Below are 18,650 nucleotides of genomic sequence, written 5' to 3' on the forward strand. Positions count from 1 at the left end.
ATTCCCGATGGCACTGCGCGCAGCGCGGGCAATTCGGGGAGGCTTTATGACGATTAGGAAATCACGCAAGCTAAAGGCGCTACTGCTCGGCACGCTCATGATGTTGTCACCATTGGAGTTGGCAGCGCAGGAAACCGAGCGCTACCCGTTCGACATTCCAGCGCAGAATCTAGGCGATGCGTTGCGGACCGTCGCTGCAACGGCCGATTGGGAACTCTATGCTGCAGCGGACGAGATAAATGATGTTTCCGTCCCCCCGCTACGGGGGAATTTTACCGCCAAAGAGGCAATTGAAAGGTTATTGCTAGGAACGACGCTGGAAGCCCAGTTCGACACGGGCTCGGTGTTGATCAGGGGGCGTGTCGGGCCCGGCACGGCCGCGTCCCACGGGTCAGAGGAAGCCATAGTCGTAACGGGAACGCGGATTCGGGGCGCGCCCCCGGCCGCTCCCGTCATCACGATCACGAACCAAGACATCCAAAACGCGGGCTTGGCCGATCTCGGCGAACTGGCACGTAGCCTTCCTCAGAACTTCGGAGGTGGACAAAACCCCGGCATCGGTTCGGCGCAGGGCACGCAAAACGAAAATGTGAACGTCAACGGCGCTTCGACTTTCAACCTTCGCGGCATCGGCCCTAACGCTACCCTCACGCTGCTGAACGGCAACCGCTTCGCCTATAGCGGCACGAACAGTGTGATCGACGTGAGCGCAATCCCGGTAGCCGCAGTCGAGAGCGTCGAGATCGTCACTGACGGCGCATCAGCAATTTATGGCGCCGACGCCGTCGCTGGTGTAGTCAATATTCTGCTTCGCAAGGACTATGAAGGGTTCACGACGACCGCGCGTATCGGCGGATCGACCGATGGCGGCAATTTCCAGCACCAGTTTAGCGTCCTTGGCGGAACCAAATGGTCGACCGGCGGAATTCTTGCAGTTTACGACTATTTCGACAACAGCGCGATCCGCGCTAGCCATCGCAGTTTTTCGTCAAGCAGCAACCCCGCTTCAACTTTCTATCCCAACCTAAAGCGCCATAGCGTGCTCCTGAGCGCCCACCAGGAGTTCGTCCCCGGCGTGCGCCTCAAAGCAGACCTCATCTACAAGCGCGGCGACATGACGTCGGTGCGCGGCCTGTTCGTCGATCGTCCGATCGAAACCCGTGGGACCAGGGTTGTAAATGAGTTCGAGACATTTGGCATCGCCCCGACGCTCGAGATCGACCTCGGCGGTGAATGGAATACGCGTCTGACGGGGTTCTACGGCACTGACGACACATACGGCGTTACCGACAATTTCACCAATGGCGTTGCTGCCAAGCTTATCCGGATATTCGACAATCGCAATATCGCGATCGAGGCAGGAGCGGAGGGCCCGCTGTTCGCGTTGCCCGCGGGCGATGTTCGACTGGCAGCGGGCGGAGGTTGGCGACAAAATCGCATTCACGGCGAATTTTCCGGACGCAACATCACGCCAGTGCGGGAGAATAAATTCGCGTACGGCGAATTGTTCATCCCCCTGGCAAATCCCGATCAGGACCTCGGCTTCGTCCATCGCGCCTCTTTCACTGCGGCTTTGCGCTGGGAGGATTATTCCGATTCGGGCAGCATCGTGACGCCGAAGTTGGGGCTGGTCTATTCACCCGTGCCGGAGTTCAGTCTCGGGGTCTCCTGGGGCCGCTCCTTCAAGATGCCGACGCTCATCCAGCAATACACCGGATACTCGGCAAGCCTTGTGCCGGTTACGGGTTATGGCGCTCAGTTTCCGGCAGGTTCGAACTTTGTTTATATTGGCGGTCCGAATCCGGGAGTCGGTCCTGAACGCTCGGAGAATTTGACGCTGAGCGCCACTTTCCATCCGTCATCACGCGTAGAAATCGTAACCAGCCTATTCAATATCGACTATCGCGACCGCGTCGCCCCGCCGCTAAGATCGGTGCTGGGGGCGCTGACCAATCCCCTCTATTCTCGGTTCGTGACCTTCAATCCGACTGCGGCAGAACTCGATGCCGCAATCGCGGGCGCCGCCGGTCCGCTGGCGAACGGCACGACCGGCCCATACGACCCCGCCAACGTCGTTGCTCTCCTCGATGGCCGCGACCGCAATATTGCCGAGCAGAGGTATCGCGGCGCCGACCTCGCAATTCGCTACCGCGCTCCCCTGAGTGGGAGCCGGTCCCTCACCCTGAGCGTCGGAGCAACTTGGCTAGACAGCCAGCAGCGTCTACTTCCAGATCTGCCGATCACGAACCTCGCGGGTAATATCTTCAGCCCGCCACATTTTCGCGCGCGCGTCGGTGCGACGTACGACAGCGACCGGTTTACGCTCGCAGCCTTCTCGAGTTTCATCGGCGGTGTGACCGACCGACGCCGTGCAGTGTCGATCGAGATTTCCCCCGTTGCGACCTTCGATCTCACAAGCCGTATCAAAATCGCGGATGTCGCGGACGTCACGTTTAGCGCCCTCAACATATTCAATGCGAAGCCCGATCAAATACTTGTGGCGGCGCCGAACGACACGCCGTTCGATTCGACAAATTATTCGGCCATCGGGCGTTTTCTAGTCCTGACGATCAGTCGCGATTGGTGAGGAAGGCAATGCTGAACTCCCGCAACACCGGCCTGTTCGCCGCCGCGCTCCTTGCCGCCGCGGCGCTCTCCCCTGCCTCCCCGGCGGGGGAGAGAAAGGGCCGACCCTGGACGTTGGAGGATATCCTGCTGGTTCCAGAGGTGAACGAACTCGCGCTTTCTGCGGACGGGCGCTTTGCGATTTACTCGGCGGATATCGCAGATATCGGCGCAAAACGGACCCGTGCACAAATCCGGATCGTAGACCTCCGAGCAAGAACACAGCGCAGCGTCGCGCATGCCGACATTGCGAGAACGTTGAAGCGCATCCCAAACAGTGATGATTGGAGCGCCCTTCTCGATATCGGAGAAGGGCTACAACTTTATCGGATAGCGGCAGATGGCAAGATCAGCCCAATTGTGAAGAATCGGGACATAGTCTTGGTCGGCAAGGCAGATCTCGCTGTCGCCATGGGCGGCGGAGCTCTGCCCCACAAGATCGGGGTCTTGGGGTATGATTGGTCCCCGGATGGAAAATCACTTTGGTATTCACAGCTCAAGGCAAAGTTCGGGCGCCCCCCCATCCGCTTCGATGGCGCAGCGTCCAGTCTGCGCAGCCGCAGGCGCTCGTCGATCGAGGCCGAAGTCGAATTTTTCCTACGGGCGCCCGACGGACGCGTTGACAAGATAATCACCCGCCCCACCAGCGATCGCATGGCGCTGCACGCGGGCGGGAAGGTCGTCTGGCGCGGTAATGACATTTTCTTTCGTATTGAAACTCCTGACGGCACTCCTGGTAGCGTTTTCGAAACGCGCGCATGGAGCCGCAAACAAAAGCGCATGCGCGTTGTATCAAACGAGCGCGACGTGCGCACGTTGACGATGCTCAGAGGCCCGTACGGCGGCTCACTCGCGATCGAAGGCACCGGCGCCCTACTCGACCTTGTAGAAAACGGCCCGGGCGACCAGCGCCATCGCTATGGCCGTTTTCCTTTCACTATCAGCGACAGCAATTACGCGGCCAGCCTCGACGGGCGGAGGGCCATTGTGGGCACACGCAGCCTCGATACTTCGCGCTACGGCCTCGCCTTGGTCGAGGCTTCAGGCGTACGCGAGATCCGCGGTACCGGTAGTCTTACCAAATGCAGTTTTAATGATCGTCTCAGTCATGCGATCTGCGTGGAGGAAGGCATAACGATGCCGCCAAGACTTGTCCGTGTAGACCTTGCCAGCGGCGCCACCGAGGCGATTGTGACCATATCCTCTCGCCACGACGAGATCGCGCCGCTCCAGGCGCAGGCGAGAACGTGGATCAATCGCGACGGGTATAGAGCTACGGGCTACATAATCCACCCGCGAAACTTTCGTCCCGAAACACGCTATCCGGCGATCGTGATAACGCATGGCTTCGACGCTGACGAGCGTTTTGCGAAGGCGGAAAATCAGTGGAACTATCCCGCGCAGCTCTTTGCAGAGCGTGGCTATGTCGTGCTGTTGATTAACGATCCGTCACCCCATCAATCGGCGGAACTGCGCGCGGCCTATAGCGCCTGGTCCCGAGGCAGCGGGCCGCCCGCCCCTGAGACTGTGCGTCGGCTCATCTGGCTCGAGGGCGTCCATAGCCTCGTGGATGCCATAAGCGAACTGGCGGCCGAGGGTCTGATCGACCCGGCCCGCGTCGGAATCGCCGGCTACAGCCGCGGTGCACAAATGGTCAATGTCGCGATTACGCAGACGCAAATCTTCAGCGCCGCGTCGAGCGGTGACGGCGGCTTCCTCGAACCCTCGGGCTACGCCGGATGGCCGGCCAGCTATGACCCCGTCTATGGTGGTTCGCCGATCAGCGAACATTTCGAACAATATCGCCGCTTCGCACCTTCTCTCAATGCCATCAAAGTCTGTACGCCCGTCTTACAACAGGTTGCCGCCGCTTCCCCCTCACAGGCCGAGCTATTCGAAGCGCTGCGGGCGGCGAACGTGCCCACCCAACTCACCTACTATCCTGGCGCCAGCCCGGCGTCGGACGAAACGCACATCTTTCATATTCCGTCGAACCGCATGCTAGCCATGCGCGAGAATTTGGCTTGGTTCGAATATTGGCTCCGCGGTAGGCGCGATGCGGACGCCCCTTTTCCGGAGCGCCTCGCTATGTGGGACCGCATGGCCGAACACGGGAAGCCGCGTTGCGGCACCGCCGATTCTGCGCCTTAGCTCAATCGCTATTCCATTGCCGCGCCCAGCTCTCGGCTGCGGCGAACGCTAGAATGCGTTGCTCCCGCGCATTGCCTCGCCACGAAATATCTTCGGGCTCGTCAAGAAGTGAGGTATTGATAATCCCCGCGCCAGCCAGAACGCCGTCGCGGATCAGCTCGTGAAGGCGACCACGCTGTGTCCTGTAGATCGAAAGGTTGAACTCAGCCGGACCGCCTTTCTGCTGCCGCTCAATAATCGTTCTTGGGAGGCGGTTCGAGAAGGCGGTGCGGACCGCGGCGCGGTCGCGGCCATCGGCTATCCAGTGCCAAGTGGGAATAGAGAGACATAGTTCGGCGATCGGCTGGGAGAGCAGAGGGGCGACATGTGGCGGCGAGGTTCGCCGCGGATAGAGTTCAAGGCTCTTCTGCGCCCGCATCAGGAACGCGACATGAACAGTCTTCCCCGGAAGAGCGTCAGCGGGCGGCAAGAGCCAAGGATGAGCAAAGCCCCTTGCTTCAATCCGCCTTAGCAGTTCCCTTTCAAGGCCAAGCTGGTTGTAGCGCGGCGAATGCGCTCCACCGGAGCGCCTATGCCGCGACCAAGCATGCCTCAACACCGTCACGATGTCTGCACCGGTGAGGCTCGATATATCCCGAACGGTTTTGCCGAGAGCAATACGTGGTCCTTCAGACAGAAGATGATCGAGCAGCGGAACGGCGCTGCGAATGCTACAGAATATTCCATCCCCGCCGTTCCCGGAAAAATGCGCATCAATAGGCATTTCAGACTGCAACCGCCGATGGACGGCGCCAACCGCCTGTTTGAATATCGGCGAGATCGGCCACGGATGGTGAGGCGTGATCGCACGCTCAACGTCGATGTCAGCCAGGTCGAGCGGCGCGTCGCGTAAGCGAATTCCGAGCGAACTCGCGACGGCGTGCGCGTAAGGACGCTCATCGCCAGCAACGCCTGGACTGACGAGCGTTAGGGCCGTTAGTCTCTCCGATCGCGGAGCTGCTGCCACGGCGACAATCGACGAATCCAAACCGCCAGATGATCCCAACAGTATCGACGGGAAACAGCTAGACCAAGAGCCGATGCAATCAGAGATCGTCTGGCGGAGCTGGCTTGTTACCTCGTCGAAGGACATTTTGTTGGGAGCCACATGGTCCCATGGTGACCACCATCTTTCGATCCGAGAGCCTCCCTGATCGACCACAAGGCACTCGCCAGCAATCAGCTCCTCGACGCCAACAAGGCAGGTATTCCGGCCGCGAGCATCTCCCGAGGCCAGTATCAGGCCAATTTCCTCAAAGTTGATTTGACCCGATCCCGGCACCACTAGGTTTGTGATGTCACCAGCCAGCGTTGTTGCCTCGCCGGACCTACGGATATAGCAGGGCAATAGACCGGATGGATCGCGCAACACGTAAGCCGCGCCGCTTTCCGTGACATGGACGAACACATAGCCACCCCAATATCCGGTGATCAACGCCCGCCCATGGCCAGCAGCGAGAGCGTCCCCGTCCACCCCCGATCTTTCACGTACGCGCACGCTCGGCGGCCCTTTACGGAATAAGTATCCGAGGACGACAGTTCTCGCATCGATGGCAATCATCGGCTCATCTGACCAAAGCATCACATTTGCAGCAGTGAAGTCTGGAGCGCGCCCGAAAATTTCCTGACCCTTCGTAGGCTTGCCGGCGGGGGCACCGATGTCGATGTAGAAACCGCCGGCCATCAGACAGAAAATATCGGCTGGTATCGGCGGATGATATCGAGTGTATCGGTGAGGACGACGTCGCCGATCTGCACCCAACAGTGGGCTGAGAATGGCATCGTTACACCGAACACAAGACTTGCGTCACAGCCCCGCTGCGCCAATAGGCGTTTCATCGCGATCCCTCGCACGAGGCATTGGTCCGCCGCAGAGACAAGACGCATACTGCGGAGGAATGCCGCCGCAATATTCTGACCGAGACGCTCATTGTACGAAGCGTTTCCGGGACGGTCTCGTTCCAGGCGCGCTACGATATCGACAATGCCGTCCCGCCGAAGCTCAGCGCGGGCACGGCGCTGCATCCAGATCGCTCGCAAGATTTGCGGCATCGACGCCGCAAGGAGCGGGCCGTCAACGAGGCTAGTAGCAGGATGGGTAAGGGCGGCGTGCGCCGGTACGGCTTCGGCGTGGACCGGGCAGATCAGTCCGACAGCAAGTAGCTGAGAAAGCGTATGATCGCTTGGCGCTTCGTTCAAAAAGCTATCGAAAGCAGAATGCAAATGAGGCGGAAGAAGAAAATAGCGGTCGGCTGGCAAGTCAAAGAATATATGATCGTCTCCAATCCGACGATGATAAAGGCCTGAGCGCAGGTCAAGCCGTGTGGCGGATGGTGGCACGATGGCAACTATGGTCGGCGTGCCGCCGATCGGCGGCACGCCGATCGCTTTCAATCGTCGGTGCTGATGGCGCCGACAAGGCCGTAATGATCGCCGTCCTCGAAATCAGGTTCGCCGAGTTGCTTGATGCCGCGGGTCTCGACGCTGATCGCACCAAGATCGACCATTTCCTCATTCACCAGGATATTCATGGCAGTTTCCTTTCAAATAAACGACCCAGTTGAGTCGCATTCAAAAGTTACGTGACCGACATTGCAGGACCAACTATATACTTCTTGCAGATTTGAAATAGATTCATTGGCCCGAGGTGGCCCCTCTAGCATATTGATACTGTTACCTGATTCTGAAACGGCAGCGCAAATTTGCGTTGATATCGCCTCCGATCATCGATTTTTTGCAAAAAATGGAATGTAATCGAGGCATTTTTTATGTCTAGCCGAGTTCTCGGCTCATCTTTTTGACGGAGAATGAAGGATTCCAATCAGCCTTTCGACATCTTCACGACCGAACACAGCTCCGCAGCATCCTGCCTCGACGGTGGGCGACAAGGCGTCAGTGAGGCGAGGCTTCACGCGGTCGTACATTAGGCCGTGGAGCAGCCGCAGCTTCTCGTTCCTCACGCTCCTGCATTTCCTTGTGCCGAATTTCCATCTCATCGACGTCGGCCTTCCAGCCAAACGCCCACCAATCTTCCTCCTTCTGAATACAAACGTGGCATTCCTCGTAGCCGATCGACAACGGCCGCGGCGTAAGAGGATGCCTTGCCGCCTTTGCCACCGCCTCTTCCGCGGCTTCGTCAAATGGCTTGTGGCACGTAATGCATACCGGGTTGGTAGCCCTCCATTCACGGACCTTTTTGAGGTATTCCTTTTTGCGCCTCTCACTTCTCTTTCCAAAAAGAGCTCTATTTCGTATCTTATCAAACTTATAATTTACCCCGGATCTTTCAATAGATTTTATTTGCTTGTTACGGCTTTCAGTTTTTCCGCTAGAAAGGCGACGATGATCGAAGAAATTCAAAATCTCCCGTTCCCAGTTTATGCTGATTTCCAGTGGACTACGAAACACATTTTTCAGATGCTTCGGAACCGATTGGCGCCAATTTTCGAGAGCGACTTGCGCGCTGTCGCGGTCTTTATTGTCCCAAATGTTTAGAAATGCTTCTTTGATCCAATATGGCTCCCGTAAGCTCGGGTGATTCTTGAGCCAACCATCAAGATCCAGCTTTTGCTGATCGGTGAGCCTGCGCCAACGTTTTTGGAATAGCCAAAGGCAGCGTTGCAGCTCTTTCCTTTCTTCCTTTTCAAGCGTTTGTTGATAAGCGATCCGAGCTTTTCTCATAGATTCGACGGCCGTCCTAACAACGTGCCATCGGTCGACCACTACTACTGCCTGCGGCATCACCGCATTCACAATATTTCTATATCTGTCGCACATATCCATTGTGACAACCTCTACGTCATCGCGACCGGGCAGGTTCATCAAGAAGTTCTTTATTGTCAAATCCTTGTGATTAGCCAACAATTCGATTGGCCAGCTGTCTTCAAGGTCGATAAAAATTGCGCGCAGCGAGCCCGCTAACTTTGTCTCGTCCATGCCGAGAAAACGTGGCGCGCGAAGTTCTTTTCTATGGCGTTCGTTTAGATACTCCGCGTGCGGTTTAGCGATCGAACGCACCACGGCTTCGGATACCCCCACCTCCTCGGCGACGTGAGTATTCGGCATGAGCAGTGAACGACGCTGGATATAATGAATGCATCGCATTGTCTTGAAACGGCGCGCGTTGACGCCCGCAAGTGGTTCCCAGAACTCGCCGCTGCATACCGCGCATTTGTACCGGGCCCTGGTAATCATGACGAAGCAGGGCCGCCCATGAACAGGAGCGTCAACATACTTAAGCCGCTTCGTTTCGATAGGCGACAGATGGCTATCGCGGTAGCAGACATAGCAAAAATCCGGAGGCGACTCTTGATGCGCTGAAATCTGATAGGCGCCATCATCGTCAAGGAAGACATCGGTGACGGTCCACTCGGGCATGAAAAGTGCATTTGTCATGCGCCGCATAGGGATGATAATTTCCTTAATAAAATCCGCATGATATCCAGAAAATTGTCGCCATCTTGGCAATATCGGGAGCCATGGCAGTCGTTGCCTGATCCGGAGGGGGACAAGCCCTTTTCGCGGCAACCGCACCTCTCTTCACTTAGAGTAAGATTTAGTTCTGCAGCTTCTGGGATCTGCAGCATCTGGGGTTCGCGCTATCGCCGGGCGGCAGCTATCTCAGCTTGAAAATCAATGGAAAGTCCCAGCACCTCCCAGCGAGCATGGTAACGCTTGCACCCTCTGGGCGTGCAGGGCGGGCCTCATGATGGGCACAAATTTTGTCAGAAACCTTCAAACCGCAGTTGACCGGGACGGCAAAGTTTGTTGCGGGGCACCGCCCCTGCGAACGGCATCTTCTTCGCGTCAGATCTGCATCTTCGGAGCCCTTCCGTTTACCGAACTTCATTTGACTTTGCCGCGCCGTCAATGCGATGAACATCGCGACACGGTCAATCTGGGTTGCAACCGACCGGCACGGAGACAGTAATGGCAGACGAGGAAGTCGCCCCGGAACAGGGCGAGTTGGCGATCACGCGCACCGGCGATCGGCTTCGGCTGGCACGCGAGGCGGCGGGATTGTCGCTTGCCGACGTCGCGACGCGGACGCGGATCAACCAGCGCCATCTCGTTGCGATCGAAAAGTCCGATTTTTCCGAGTTGCCCGGGCGTACCTATGTCACCGGTTTCGCGCGCGCCTATGCCCGCGCGATCGACCTGCCCGAGGCAGAGATCGGCGCGGCGGTTCGCCGCGAACTGGAAGAAGACGCCTATGGCTCGCGCCCGCTCTACGAAGCCTATGAACCCACCGATCCGGCGCGCCTGCCGACGGCGCGGCTGACCTGGACGCTAGTCATCGTCACGCTCTTACTGGCGTCGGCCTATGGCGTGTGGCGCTTTCTTTCGGTCGAACCCGACGAGGCGCTGATCGCGGCACAGAATCGCGCCGCCGATGAATCGGAGGCGCCAAACGGCGAGGTGGCAACCGCGCCGGCAACCAAGGTGGGAGCATCATTGGCGGCGGTCGCGGCCAACGCGCCTGTTGTGCTGACCGGCCTGTCGGAGGTCTGGATCGGGTTCGACGATGCGCAAGGGAAGACCGAGAACTGGCGCACGCTCGACGCTGGCGAAACCTATCAGGTGCCCCCGGCCTACGTCGAGCAGTTCACGTTGCGCACGAGCATCCCGCAGGCGCTCAAGGTCACCGTCGGCGGACGCGACATCGGCCCGATCGGCCCTGCCGACACGCTGGTAAAGGGTGTCTCGCTGAAGCCCTCCGATCTTGTCGCGCGCGCCGAAGGCAATGGAGCGACCGACGGGGCGACGCGGCCAGCAAGGTCGCAAACCAAGGGCTGACTTTGCCGCCTCACGGGCGGGCATTCGGGTAGATCGAAAGTACGCCGAGCTGAAATGGGTTTGCGCTGTCGTACGTTGCCGCGTTATGAGCGGAAAAATAGTTAACTGGCGGGGACCTATCGGCAGATGAGCATGCGTTACACCATTTTTTTCGGAGCCGCGACGATCGCCCTTGCCGCAGCGATGCCGGCGGCGGCGCAGGACGGCGCGATCGACAAACGGGTCGAGCGGCTCGAAAAGGAAATGCGCGCGGTTCAGCGCACGGTTTTCCCGGGCGGCAGCCCGACGTTCTTCGAAGGCGAGATTGCCCCTGACAATACGCCCGGCGAACGCACGCGCAGCAATGCCCCGGTCATCGACTTGACCGCACGCGTCGATGCCCTGGAAAGCCAGTTGCAGACGCTGACCGGCCAAACCGAACAAAATGCCTTCCAGCTCCGCGAACTCGAAAAAGCCTTTGCTGCCTACAAGGCCGAAATGGACAAGCGCTTCGCCGACTCTGCCGCCGCGGCGGTCGAAGCGACGCCGGCAAGCCTGGCGCCAGCGGTGAGGCCGCCGGTCGCGACGTCGACCACAGCCGCCGCGACGACGGCCAAAAAGCCCGCGGCGACAGCGGCAAAGCCGGCGACTTCGGACGCGGCGCGGCTGGCGCTGGTGAAGAAGGTAGAAGTCCCATCGAGCGGGAACGAAATCAAGGACGCCTATGACTATGGCTTCCGCTTGTGGGATGCCAAGCTTTACCCCGAAGCGCAGGCGCAGTTGAAAACCGTGGTCGCAAAATGGCCGAAGAGCAGCCAGGCGAGCTATGCGCAGAATCTGCTCGGCCGCGCCTATCTCGACGAAGGCAAACCCAGCCTTGCCGCAGTGGCTTTCTATAACAATTATAAGGATCGGCCGAGCGGCGCCCGTGCGCCGCACAGCCTGATGTATATGGGCGTGGCGCTCGACAAGCTCGGCCGCAAGGCCGACGCATGCAAAGCGTTCCGCGAACTCGACGAAGTCTATGGCGACAAGGCGCCGCAGGATGTCCGAACCGATGCAGCCGCCGCAAAAGCAAAAGCAGGCTGCTGATCGCGACAGCGCCGGCAGGCTGGCCGGCGACCTCCTCGCGCTGCTCGGGTCCGACTGGCATCGCCTCCATTATGGCGTCGCCGTGTCGGGCGGTCCTGACAGCATGGCACTGCTCTGGTTGATGGCGACCTTGCTGCCGGGTCAGATCTGGGCGGCGACGGTCGATCACGGACTGCGCAAGGGATCCGACGACGAAGCACGAATGGTCGCGGGCTTTTGCGAGCGCGAACATATCCCGCATTCGACGCTGCGACCCCCGGCGCCGATCCGCGGGTCGCAGCAGGCGGCCGCGCGCACCGAACGCTACCGCCTGCTCGAACAATGGCGCGAAGCCAATGCGCTGAGCCATGTCGTTACCGCACATCATGCGGACGACCAGCTCGAAACAATCGTTATGCGGCTCAACCGCAGCAGCGGGGTCGGTGGGCTCGCCGCGATCCGTGCGCAAAATGGCGTTATCCTGCGCCCGCTCCTGCATTGGCGGCGCCGCGAGCTTGTTCATCTCGCACTCGAGAACGACTTGCCCTTCGTCGACGACCCGTCGAACAGCGACGACCGCTTCGACCGCGCACGGCTCCGCCATGCGCTGCAATCGCAAACCGCGATCGATCCGGTCGCGGCGGCGACATCGGCGGGATGGCTTGCCGAAGCCGACGAGGCGCTCGACTGGGCGGTCGAACGCCTGATTGCATCTTGGCCCGATGCCTCCGATGTCGCCGTCATTCGCGATGATGGCTATCCGCCCGAAATATTCCGCCGCATCGTCGCACAACGCCTGCGCGCCAACGCGCCGCAACTCGTCTTGCGCGGCGCTTCGCTCGACGGGGTGATCGCCGCCATGCGCGAAGGCCGCCGCGCGATGGTCGGCGCGCTGCTGATCGACGCGGTGCGCGGGCTTGAAAGGACGATCTGGCGCATTTCTGCGGCACCGCGCCGGAAAGCGCTCAAAAAGCCCTGATTGCCTCATTGTCATTTAACCCGATTGTCCTATCTTGTCGGGGACAAGCTTCGCGATGTGCGCGGGCGACAGGAAAGATTCCGAATGCAGGACGACAAGGAACCACAGGGCAACCCCTGGATGAAGAGCGTGATGATCTGGAGCGGCATCCTGCTTGCCATGCTCCTTGTCGCCTCGATGTTCGGTGGCGCGGCGCAGCCGGTGGGTAGTCCGCTTGCCTATTCGGAATTCCGCCAAAAGGTCGAAGAAGGCAGTGTCAAGGAGGTCGTCCTGTCCGAAGACAAGGTGACCGGCACGCTATCGAACGGCGACCGGTTCAGCGCCAACGTGGTTCGCGACCCCGAACTGCTCAAAATGCTCAACGATAATGGTGTCAAATATGACGGCAAGCCCCAGGAAGTCCCCAATTTCTGGATGTATATGCTCGTCCAGTCGCTGCCCTTCCTGCTGATCCTCGGCATCGCCTTCTTCGTGTTCCGCCAGGTCCAGAAAAATAACGGATCGGGCGCGATGGGCTTCGGCAAGTCGCGCGCCAAGATGCTCACCGAAAAGCAGGGCCGCGTCACCTTCGACGATGTCGCCGGCATCGACGAAGCCCGCGAAGAGCTCGAGGAAATCGTCGAATTCCTGAAGGACCCGACCAAATTTTCGAAATTGGGCGGCCAGATTCCGAAGGGCGCGCTGCTCGTCGGCTCGCCCGGTACCGGCAAGACGCTCCTCGCCCGCGCGATCGCTGGTGAAGCAGGCGTTCCCTTCTTCACCATCTCGGGCTCGGACTTCGTCGAAATGTTCGTCGGTGTCGGCGCCAGCCGCGTCCGCGACATGTTCGAACAGGCGAAGCGCAACGCACCATGCATCGTCTTCATCGACGAAATCGATGCGGTCGGCCGCCATCGCGGCGCCGGGCTCGGCAACGGCAATGACGAACGCGAACAGACGCTGAACCAGCTGCTCGTCGAGATGGATGGTTTTGAGGCCAATGAGGGCATCATCATCGTCGCTGCGACCAACCGCCCCGACGTTCTCGATCCCGCCCTTCTTCGTCCGGGCCGCTTTGACCGCCAGGTCGTCGTACCGCGACCCGACATCGAGGGGCGCCAGAAGATTCTCGAAGTCCACACGCGCAAGAAGCCGCTCGCGCCCGACGTTGACCTCCGCCGCATCGCGCGCGGAACCCCCGGTTTCTCGGGCGCCGATCTGGCTAATCTTTGCAACGAGGCCGCGCTGCTCGCGGCGCGCAAGGGCAAGCGGCTGATCGCCTCGAACGAATTCGAAGAAGCCAAGGACAAGGTCATGATGGGCGCCGAACGCCGCTCGATGGTCATGACCGAGGACGAAAAGAAGGCGACCGCCTATCACGAAGCGGGGCATGCGCTCGTCTCGCTGCACGTCGAGCATAACGACCCGCTGCACAAGGTCACGATCATCCCGCGCGGCCGCGCGCTGGGCGTGACGTGGAACCTCCCTGAGCGCGACCGTTATTCGCAGAATATGAAGCAGATGAAGGCGCGCCTCGCGCTCTGTTTCGGCGGCCGCATCGCCGAGCAGCTGATCTATGGCAAGGACGAGCTCAACACCGGCGCTTCGAACGACATCCAGCAGGCGACCGACATGGCGCGCGCCATGGTTATGGAATATGGCATGTCGGAAAAGCTCGGCTGGCTGCGCTATCGCGACAATCAGGACGAGGTTTTCCTCGGTCATAGCGTGTCGCGCGCTCAGAATATGTCCGAAGAGACCGCCAAGTTGATCGACGCCGAAGTTCGCCGCCTCGTCGAGGAAGGCGAAAAGACCGCGCGCAAGGTGCTGACCGATCATCTCGACGAACTCCATCTGCTCGCCGGCGCGCTGCTCGAATATGAGACGCTGTCGGGTGAGGAGGCGAAGCGCGCGATCAAAGGGGAGGATATCGGCCGCGAGGACGACTCCGACAAGCGCGGCAAGGCCGTTTCGGGTCACGCCGGCGGCATGCCGCAGATCAAGCGCAAGCCGCGCCCGTTCGGCGATGCTAATCCCCAGGGGGCCTAGGCTTCGCGCCTAGCCCCTTCGATTCAGGGACTATTCATTGGAAGGGGGCAAGCTTCGGCGCATGATGATCGCCCGATACGCGCGCCTTCTACCTGCCTTCTTCGCCGCCCCCTTTCTATGTGCAATGGCTCCCGGCGACATGAGCGTCGCGGCCTTTCTGGCGCGCGCCGCTTCGCTTGAGCGGCTGGGACCGCTCGCGCTCGCGACGCCGCAAGGCAACCGGCTCAAAAGCGAAGTCATCGCGGCGGGCAAGCGATACAAGGCGCGGATCGATGCGCAGCGCAAGGCTGGGCGCAAAACGACGAGTTGTCCGCCTGAAACGGGAACGCTGACGCCCGATCAATGGCTCGCGCATCTTCGAAGCTATCCCGCCGCCGCGCGAAGGTCGGTCAGCATCAACACGGCATTCGACGCACTGATGAAGAAACGCTACCCCTGCCCCGCCTGATCGGCCATGAAAGGCGTGGACCAAAGGAGACGGCAATGATCGGCAGGATTTGGAAAGGTTTGGCCCTTGCGGCCTTGGCGATAAGTGCCCCCGCAATCGCGCAGGGTAACGGTAATCTCACGACCAAGGTCGAAGTCGAAAAGTCCTTTCCTGGTCAGGATGGGCAGCCCGCGAGCAAGTCCTACGTCACGCCTGACGTTGTCGTTCCCGGCGATCGGGTACGCATTTCCCTCACCTTCACCAATAATGGAGCGGATCCAGCGTCGGGCGTCGTCATCGCCAACCCCATCCCGCCCGGGCTGATGTTCGACGGCACGGGAGACCAGGATGGCTTTGGCGTCTCGATTGACGGTGGCAAGATATTTGCCCCTCTCGCCGATTTGACGGTGCCGGTCGATGGTTCGGTGCCCCGTCCGGCGACCGCTGCTGACGTTACGCATGTCCGCTGGAAATGGTCGGACGCGATCGGTGCTGGCCAGACCCGCTCGGTCGCCTTTTTCGGCCGCGTCCGTTAACGACGCGGCATGACGATCTATTGCGATGAATCGGGGGGGCTGAACGCCGGCGCGATGACCTTTTCAGCGGTCATGTTGACGCCGGAAGCCGCGAGCAAAATCCATGAACGGTTCCGCGGCGTCACGGGGTTACGCGGCGAACTCAAGGGCAGCCGGATCAGTATCGTCGAGCGTGCCTATCTGCTCGAACTCTTCGACCGCGCGGGCGGCCGCGCATGGGTCGCCTTCGCGGAACGAGACAAGCTTTCGCAAAACCCGGGCGGCACGCTTCCCAGCGATCTCGCGCTCTATGCGGCATTGCTCAACTTGGCGATCGGACGCTGGCTTCCCGAAACCGGCGGGGTCTGCACCGATGTCGTCATCGACGACGGTCGTTACGATCCTAAAATCCTCGCGCACGTCCGCGAGGAAATTCAAGCCGGCCTCGGCCAGTGGGGACGAGCGTCGCTCGCCGACAGCCGGCGCAGCGATGGGGTTCAGATAGCCGATGTCATCGCCAACAGCCTGTTCAATATCGCTGTCCGGTCGCAACGCGCCAACCGGATCCAGCGCATTCTCGACCCGATGCTCGCCTCCAGGGCGATCCGCGTCGCCGAACTGACCCAGGTCGATTGAATCGAAAAGGCCGCGGTTTCCCGCGGCCCTCCTGATATTCGATTGCGATCCCTGGCTTATTCGAAGTCGCTGCCACCGCCCGCGGGGCTGCGCGGCGGCGCAGCGGCGGTCAGACGAAGGGCCTCGGCCGACCGGCTGATCGAGCTGATTTCATCGGGCGTATCGTCGTCGTCGACGACGACCTTCTGCATCGAACCAACCAGCGTTTCCTGCAAATCCTTGGGGCGCACGGTCTGTTCGGCGATTTCGCGCAGCGCGACGACGGGGTTCTTGTCGCGATCGCGGTCGATCGTCAGTTCCGAACCGCCCGAGATTTCGCGGGCGCGGTGCGCCGACAGCAGAACCAGGTCGAAACGGTTGGGAACTTTGTCGACGCAATCCTCGACGGTAACGCGGGCCATAATATTTCCTTAGAGATTAGGAGAGGCCAGGCTTTTGGGGCTTGGCGGCAAGCGCTGCGCGCTAGCAGCCGCAGCCCACGATGTCAATCAAAGCCCTGCCCTTGCGGCGCGCCGCGCCGCAAGCCTATGACAGCGCGATGACCGAAATCTGCACGCCCGTCGACCTGTCGCAAAGGCTGACGGCCGATGTCGCCGATCATCGGCTGGAGTTGATATTCGACGGCAGTGAACGGCTGACGCGCCTGCTCGACCTGATCAACGGGGCCGTACGCAGCATCGACATCATCATGTATATTTTTGAAGGCGACGCCGCAGGCGTGCAGGTCGTCGAAGCCTTGCTGCTCGCTGCCAAGCGCGGCGTTCGCGTTCGCGCCGTCATCGACAGCTTCGGGTCGGGCGATACGCCCGACGCATTGTTCGCGCCGCTTCGCGCCGCGGGCGGCAGCGTAACCTTCTTCTCACGCCGCTGGCGCTCGACCTATCTGATCCGCAACCACCAGAAGTTGATCCTGATCGACGAAGAGATTGCTATCACAGGCGGGTTTAACATTGCCGAAGACTATCTGAGCGCGCCGCGCAGCGACTGCTGGTTCGATATCGGGCTGATAGTGAAAGGGCCGACCGTCGTGCGCGCGGCGGGGTGGTTTGCCGAAATCCACGACTACACGGTCAATGACGACGGAAAACTACTGATCTTGCGGCGCCTGATTCGCGAATGGCCGGTCGATGGCGGGCCGGTTTCGTGGCTTGTCGGTGGCCCGACCCAGCGGCTGTCGCCCTGGGCGCGCGCGGTCCGTTCGGACCTCGAAAATGCGCGACAGCTCGACATGGCTATGGCCTATTTCTCGCCGGGGCAAGGCATGCTCCGCCGGCTCGGACGCGTCGCACGCCGCGGGCGCGCGCGCTTCGTCATGGCGGGCAAATCCGACAATCCGGCGACGATCGGCGCGTCGCGCCTTCTTTACGGCTACTTGTTACGCAAGACCGCCGATGTGTGGGAATATCGCCCGTGCAGGCTGCATATGAAACTGATCGTCATCGACGATATCGTCTATATCGGGTCTGCCAATTTCGACGTCCGCAGCCTGTTCGTGAACGTCGAAGTGATGGTGCGTATTGCAGACGCGGATTTTGCCGAAAAAATGCGCAACTTCCTGACGAGCCAGAAGGCCGACTGCGAAATCATCACGCCGACATCGCACAAGGCGCGCGGCAACTGGTTGACCCGTATCCGCTGGACGCTCGCTTGGTTCGTCGTCGGCGTGGTCGATTATACCGTCTCGCGAAAATTGAACTTCGGCCTCGGCGATCCCGATCCCGACGTTTAGTCCTTCCAGCCCCAGAACAGAAAACAAGGCGGGACATTCACCCATTCGAACGCATTGTCGATACGGCTGAAATGCGCGGCGAGGAAGTCGCGCGCGCGGGCGCGGAACTGATACACGAGGAAGGCGCCGCCGGGGCGCAGCACACGATGCGTCGCCGCCGCGATTGCCGGACCTACGCCGGCAGGCAGGGTCGAAAAAGGCAGGCCCGACAGGACATAATCGGCCTTTTCGAAACCATGCGCGCGCACGATCTCCTCGACGTCGGCAGCCGAACCGTGGACCGCGATAAAGCGGCTGTCGCGAATGTCCTTGCGCAGATAGTTGATGAAATCCTCGTTGGTGTCGATCGCGATCAGCGTCGCATCGCCTGCCATTCGTTCGAGCACGGGACGACAGAAGGTGCCCACGCCGGGGCCATATTCGACGAATAATTTGGTATTTTTCCAATCGACTGGGCGCAGCATGTGGCGGATCAGCGTCGGCGACGACGGCACAATCGATCCCACCATGACCGGATGCTTGATAAAGCCGCGGACAAACATGCCCCACGGTCCGAAAAAGCGCTGGAGACCCTCGCGCAGCCGACGGGCCAGCGGGGCTTTCGTTTCTTGGGCCTGCGCCCGCGGATTGGTCATGTCGGCTTTCGCATTGTTGCAGTCGCGTCAGGCGTGGCAA

The 18,650-nt window shown here is 60.3% G+C and carries 16 protein-coding genes; 10 read left to right on the forward strand and 6 right to left on the reverse strand.

Going from position 1 to position 18,650, the window contains the following annotated elements; genetic code table 11:
- The first annotated feature begins 46 nt into the window (after positions 1-46).
- Together ATE71_RS01510 and ATE71_RS01515 are read left to right on the forward strand one after the other, a co-directional pair.
- Positions 47-2,587, forward strand: a complete 2,541-nt coding sequence (locus ATE71_RS01510; RefSeq protein ID WP_058801595.1) for a TonB-dependent receptor plug domain-containing protein — start codon at positions 47-49, stop codon at positions 2,585-2,587.
- Between the two features lie 8 nt (positions 2,588-2,595).
- Positions 2,596-4,776, forward strand: a complete 2,181-nt coding sequence (locus ATE71_RS01515; RefSeq protein WP_152998590.1) for a prolyl oligopeptidase family serine peptidase — start codon at positions 2,596-2,598, stop codon at positions 4,774-4,776.
- Position 4,777: 1 nt separating this feature from the next.
- Here the strand turns inward: ATE71_RS01515 and ATE71_RS01520 are convergent, their stop codons facing one another.
- From ATE71_RS01520 to ATE71_RS01530, 4 genes are all read right to left on the reverse strand, one after another.
- Positions 4,778-6,499 carry an asparagine synthase C-terminal domain-containing protein gene (locus tag ATE71_RS01520; RefSeq protein WP_058801597.1) on the reverse strand — a complete coding sequence of 574 codons (1,722 nt, stop codon included), beginning with the start codon at positions 6,497-6,499 and terminating at the stop codon, positions 4,778-4,780.
- Positions 6,499-7,209, reverse strand: a complete 711-nt coding sequence (locus tag ATE71_RS01525; protein ID WP_152998591.1) for a lasso peptide biosynthesis B2 protein — start codon at positions 7,207-7,209, stop codon at positions 6,499-6,501. Before ATE71_RS01525 ends, ATE71_RS01520 begins: the two co-directional genes overlap by 1 nt.
- Entirely contained in the window at positions 7,206-7,346 is a 141-nt protein-coding gene (locus tag ATE71_RS22365) for a hypothetical protein (RefSeq protein WP_160327991.1), read from the reverse strand. The genes ATE71_RS01525 and ATE71_RS22365 overlap by 4 nt, the downstream gene beginning before the upstream one ends.
- A 361-nt stretch (positions 7,347-7,707) precedes the next feature.
- Complete coding sequence (locus ATE71_RS01530) at positions 7,708-9,210, reverse strand: ISL3 family transposase (protein ID WP_160327992.1); 1,503 nt, start codon at positions 9,208-9,210, stop codon at positions 7,708-7,710.
- 534 nt (positions 9,211-9,744) lie between these two features.
- Between ATE71_RS01530 and ATE71_RS01535 the strand changes: the two genes are divergently transcribed.
- The 7 genes from ATE71_RS01535 (at position 9,745) to ATE71_RS01565 (ending at position 16,246) form a co-directional block, all read left to right on the forward strand.
- Positions 9,745-10,611 (forward strand): helix-turn-helix domain-containing protein, encoded by an 867-nt coding sequence (locus ATE71_RS01535; RefSeq protein WP_058801600.1) that lies wholly within the window; start codon positions 9,745-9,747, stop codon positions 10,609-10,611.
- A gap of 132 nt (positions 10,612-10,743) precedes the next feature.
- On the forward strand, positions 10,744-11,682 hold the full coding sequence (locus ATE71_RS01540) for a tetratricopeptide repeat protein (protein WP_235587858.1): 939 nt from the start codon (positions 10,744-10,746) through the stop codon (positions 11,680-11,682).
- Positions 11,636-12,640 (forward strand): tRNA lysidine(34) synthetase TilS, encoded by a 1,005-nt coding sequence (gene tilS, locus ATE71_RS01545; RefSeq protein ID WP_082665014.1) that lies wholly within the window; start codon positions 11,636-11,638, stop codon positions 12,638-12,640. Before ATE71_RS01540 ends, tilS begins: the two co-directional genes overlap by 47 nt.
- 84 nt (positions 12,641-12,724) lie before the next feature.
- Entirely contained in the window at positions 12,725-14,668 is a 1,944-nt protein-coding gene (gene ftsH / locus ATE71_RS01550) for an ATP-dependent zinc metalloprotease FtsH (protein ID WP_058801602.1), read from the forward strand.
- 124 nt (positions 14,669-14,792) lie between these two features.
- Complete coding sequence (locus ATE71_RS01555; RefSeq protein WP_235587859.1) at positions 14,793-15,116, forward strand: hypothetical protein; 324 nt, start codon at positions 14,793-14,795, stop codon at positions 15,114-15,116.
- Positions 15,117-15,151: 35 nt separating this feature from the next.
- Positions 15,152-15,631 carry a DUF11 domain-containing protein gene (locus ATE71_RS01560; protein ID WP_058801604.1) on the forward strand — a complete coding sequence of 160 codons (480 nt, stop codon included), beginning with the start codon at positions 15,152-15,154 and terminating at the stop codon, positions 15,629-15,631.
- Between the two features lie 9 nt (positions 15,632-15,640).
- The gene (locus tag ATE71_RS01565; RefSeq protein ID WP_058801605.1) at positions 15,641-16,246 is read left to right on the forward strand and encodes a DUF3800 domain-containing protein; all 606 of its coding nucleotides are present in this window, start codon (positions 15,641-15,643) and stop codon (positions 16,244-16,246) included.
- Between the two features lie 56 nt (positions 16,247-16,302).
- Here the strand turns inward: ATE71_RS01565 and rpoZ are convergent, their stop codons facing one another.
- Entirely contained in the window at positions 16,303-16,647 is a 345-nt protein-coding gene (gene rpoZ, locus ATE71_RS01570; protein WP_058801606.1) for a DNA-directed RNA polymerase subunit omega, read from the reverse strand.
- Positions 16,648-16,727: 80 nt separating this feature from the next.
- On the opposite strand from rpoZ, the gene ATE71_RS01575 reads away from it, so the two are divergent.
- The gene (locus ATE71_RS01575) at positions 16,728-17,975 is read left to right on the forward strand and encodes a phospholipase D-like domain-containing protein (RefSeq protein ID WP_235587860.1); all 1,248 of its coding nucleotides are present in this window, start codon (positions 16,728-16,730) and stop codon (positions 17,973-17,975) included.
- Here the strand turns inward: ATE71_RS01575 and ATE71_RS01580 are convergent.
- Positions 17,972-18,610, reverse strand: coding sequence for a class I SAM-dependent methyltransferase (locus tag ATE71_RS01580; protein ID WP_152998592.1), 639 nt, complete (start codon positions 18,608-18,610; stop codon positions 17,972-17,974). The genes ATE71_RS01575 and ATE71_RS01580 overlap by 4 nt on opposite strands.
- Positions 18,611-18,650: the final 40 nt, after the last annotated feature.

The organism is Sphingopyxis sp. H115, from assembly GCF_001468465.1.
Classification (GTDB): Bacteria; Pseudomonadota; Alphaproteobacteria; order Sphingomonadales; family Sphingomonadaceae; genus Sphingopyxis.